The organism is Bacteroidota bacterium, from assembly GCA_030706565.1.
GTDB lineage: Bacteria > Bacteroidota > Bacteroidia > Bacteroidales > JAUZOH01 > JAUZOH01.
In genome coordinates this window covers 1-3977 of record JAUZOH010000348.1, presented here as the reverse complement: position 1 = coordinate 3977, position 3977 = coordinate 1, and the positions used below count along the sequence as shown (strand labels likewise).

The 3977-nt window shown below is 41.1% G+C and carries 3 protein-coding genes; 2 read left to right on the top strand and 1 reads right to left on the bottom strand.

Features of this window, described 5'->3' with window-relative positions; all coding sequences use genetic code 11:
* A partial coding sequence (locus Q8907_13855; GenBank protein ID MDP4275354.1) for an acetylxylan esterase occupies positions 1 to 837 on the top strand: 837 nt, incomplete at its 5' end.
* On the opposite strand, the gene Q8907_13850 is transcribed toward Q8907_13855, so the two are convergent.
* Positions 810 to 998 carry a hypothetical protein gene (locus Q8907_13850; protein MDP4275353.1) on the bottom strand — a complete coding sequence of 63 codons (189 nt, stop codon included), beginning with the start codon at positions 996 to 998 and terminating at the stop codon, positions 810 to 812. The two genes, Q8907_13855 and Q8907_13850, sit on opposite strands and share 28 nt — an antisense overlap.
* 17 nt (positions 999 to 1015) lie before the next feature.
* Between Q8907_13850 and Q8907_13845 the strand changes: the two genes are divergently transcribed.
* Positions 1016 to 3547, top strand: a complete 2532-nt coding sequence (locus Q8907_13845) for a T9SS type A sorting domain-containing protein (GenBank protein ID MDP4275352.1) — start codon at positions 1016 to 1018, stop codon at positions 3545 to 3547.
* Positions 3548 to 3977 lie beyond the last annotated feature (430 nt).

The window sequence follows — 3977 nt, the reverse complement described above, 5'->3', positions numbered from 1 at the left end:
GGAGTCTTCATCCCAAACAAAGTTCTCGGACCTGTTCCTGTTTTTCTACTGGTGTGCAACCGTCCGCCTAAAAATATCGATTTTACACGTGAAAATAAAAGTGAGTTTTGGCCTGCTGAAGAAGTTATTGCCCGTGGCTATGCCATAGCCGCCTTTTATAATGCGGATGTTGATCCGGATTTTGACGATCATTTTCAAAATGGTATTCACGGACTGCTGGACAACGGACGGTCGGCAGATTCATGGGGAACCATTGCTGCCTGGGCTTGGGGAGCCAGCCGCTGCCTGGATTATCTGGTATCCGATAAGGACATAGCGCACGATAAGATTGCTGTTGTGGGACATTCGCGCGGAGCCAAGACTGCTTTATGGGCTGGGGCAACAGATCAACGCTTTGCTATGGTGGTATGCAACGAGGCTGGTTGCGGAGGTTCGTCATTAAGCCGTCGGCAATATGGTGAAACCATTGATAGAATTAATAAAACATTTCCGCATTGGTTCTGTACAAATTATAAAGCTTATAACAATAATGAAAAATCCCTGCCGGTTGACCAGCATATGCTTATGGCTTTAATCGCTCCACGGGCCTTGTATGTAGCTAGTGCCAGCCAGGATCTTTGGGGCGATCCGCACGGGCAATATCTGGCCCTTTATCATGCCCTCCCGGTATTCAGGCTTTTTGAACCGAATACCCGTTTGCCCCAAACCATGCCCGTTCTTAATATGCCGGTTTCCAGCGGAAAAGTTGCTTACCACATTCGTGAAGGTATTCATAACCTTACCCTTCAGGATTGGAATTTCTTTATGGATTATGCAGATGCGGTTTTTAAAAGGTAGAGGGAATGATCCCTTCTTAATAATTTATTGTTATAATAAAAAGGCCGCAACTTACGTTCATAATGAATAGGTAAATCCTGTTCATGAATGTTGCCTCCGGCAATCAGACTAGAAATAGTCTGATTTTTTAATTTTGTTCCCAATGAAACTGAATAAGACATTTGTTATATTTTTTTTGTTGACATTTAAATTAATAGGAATTTCTTCTACTTTATTTGCCCAAATATCGGTTCCTGACATACCTGAAAGTTTTCTGATAAAAACAAAGGGAAAAATTCTTATACCGGATACTTTGCTTCAGGCCATAGATACGGCAAAATTGGTTGCCGAGACCAAAGCCAGCGGAATTGACAACAGATACGGAGTTGTTCAACAAATAAATATAGATCTTAAAAAACAGGGTACAAAAACCTTAATCCCGGGCAAGGGATATATCTGGCAGTTTCAACTTCATTCTTCCGGTACTTATTCCCTGGGAGTGCGTTTCTCCAAGTTCTGTCTGCCTTTAGGAGCCAAGGTTTTTATTTATGATGAACAAAAATCCAAAATACTGGGGGCCTTTACTTCTTTAAATAATAATGAACGGAATCAGTTAACGATTGCAGACCTGAAGGGGAAAAATGCAATTATTGAATATTTTGAACCTTTCAATCCGGAATTTGAAGGTAGCCTGGTTGTCGGATCTGTAACCCAGTCTTTTGTAGATTTAACTTCCACTGTTCTTGGTAGAATCGGCATTAATTGTCCTGAAGGTGCCAACTGGCAGGATCATAAACATGCTGTTTGCCGCATGACTTTTGATGATTACGTTTATAGCTATTTCTGTACCGGTTTTCTGGTGAATAATGTCCGTCAGGATGGTACTCCTTATTTCATGACGGCCAATCATTGCATTAGCACAGATTATGAGGCCTCAACACTGATTACATACTTTAACTATGAAAATTCAACCTGTTCGGACAGTGATGCCGTGGAAAAATATACTTTATCAGGTGCTACCCTGAAAGCTTCAAATTCATATTCCGATTTTACCTTATTGCAATTGAGAGAATATCCTCCAAAATCATATAGTCCATTTTTTTCCGGCTGGGATGTCAGCATCCGAAATCCTAAAAGCAGTGTCTGCATTCATCATCCTTCTGGAGAACCAAAATGTATTGCCACCGATAATGATGCTCCGGTTAGTTATGATCGTTCGATTTTATGGGATAATAATGTTCAATCGGCAGTAAATACCCATTGGGAGGTTCAGTTTGATTCCGGGACTACTGAAGGTGGTTCGTCCGGTTCGCCCTTATTTGATGACAACAAACGGGTTATTGGCCAGCTACACGGGGGTTCTGGTAATAAAAATTTCTATGGTAAATTTTCAACATCCTGGGATCATAGTTCGCTTGTTTCCCAAAGTCTAAATTCGTGGCTTGATCCAGATAATACCGGTACTACAGCTTTGGATGGTGACTATATGAGGATAAAACCTCTATCTGCCTTTTCTGCCGCGTACAAGGAAGTTTGTACCAATACGGCCATAAGTTTCAAAAATGAAAGTACCCGTTCTCCTCAGGCCTATACTTGGAAAATAACACCTGATTCTTATTCATTTGTCAATGGAACAACCTGTACATCAAAAAATCCCCAAATAGAATTCACTGAACCGGGATCTTACAAGGTTACCTTAATTTCTTCTAACAGTTATGGATCGGATACCCTGGTTAAAACGGATTATATTACTGCCAAAAATGACATTAAGGTGACTTTATCCGGATATCCGTCGAATCATGTTATTTGCGGCTGCGATTTGAATAGCTATCCTTTGATTGCCTCAGGGGCAATGAGCTATTCGTTTGATGTGGAGCGGGCTGATAAGATGAACAACAAACAGGACGCCGATACTTTATTTTTATCCCTGCTTTCATCTGAAAGGAAATACGGTTCGTTTTCTTCCTGGGTAAAAGTTGACGGGATTTTTGGCACTTGCCAGGCTTCTGACAGTGTCCAGCTTCAAATTCACATGCCAGTGAATGATGATATAGAAAATGCCAAGCAAATTTGGCCGGGGAATAATGGTACATTTTCAAACGAATGTGCTTCGGTTCAGACCAATGAGCCTCAGCCTTCACGCAGTAGTTGCTATTCGAGTGACAGCTGGTGTCCTTCCACTTCTCTCAGCCATTCCATTTGGTTTACTTTTTGGGGGCCTTCGAGCGAAAAGGTTACCATCAATACGGGCCTGCTGAATAACCGGATTGCCGTATACGAGGCGGATAGCTGTTCGGATATCTTGTCGGGCAATAGTTCCAAATATTCGATCATCGGGGCCAATGATGACCGCTCGGCTAATGATGCAACAGCCTTTTTAAAAGACCTTCCTGTTAAATTTGGTAAAAAGTACTGGATACAGCTTGACGGGGATGATTCTACAAGTATCGGAAATTGTAGAATTGACCTGCTCAGCAATAGCCTGGAAGTATTCCCTAATCCTTCAACTGGCTTGGTTGACGTGATCATTGCCAATCCCAATCCGGGAACCGCTGATTTTAGAATTTTTAACCTTCAGGGCAAGATTCTTTACCAGAATACCCTCAATGTGACTGAAGAGGCCAACCGCTTTCAGATTGATTTATCTTATCTTGCCGCTGGGGTATATTTCCTTCATGCCATCCTCAATGGAACGGAAATGGTCAAGAAAATCGTCATTTTGAACCACTGAGTTGCAATGAAATTATTGGGAGATTATTTTCTTGCTGGTGTTTAGATGAGACAAGCCTGTTTTCGAATAAAATACACATGAACCGATCTCTAACGAATCTTATTTAAACATCTTGAACTAAATTGAACGATTTTTTAAAGTTCAAAGGGTATAAAAGTCCAAAATTACAATTTGCTCCGATAAAAATCTATTGCCTATTAAATTATTGATTCTTTGCGCCTTGGCGTCTTTGCGAGAAACGTATTTTCACGCAAAGACGCAGAGACGCAAAAAATTTAAAGATTTCTCAGCGAAACTCAGTATTTTCTCAGCGAAACTCAGCGTAATAAATATTATTGTTACGCTGAGAATCACTGAGTTAATATGAGAAACGCTGAGGTTCGGCTCAGACTCCGCTCAGTCACCGTATTTACTATTTGATCCGATTTTT

Coding starts and splice junctions, on each gene's coding strand:
- Q8907_13850 (MDP4275353.1), bottom strand. CDS start 998: ATGTCTTATTCAGTTTCATTGGGAACAAAATTAAAAAATCAGACTATT.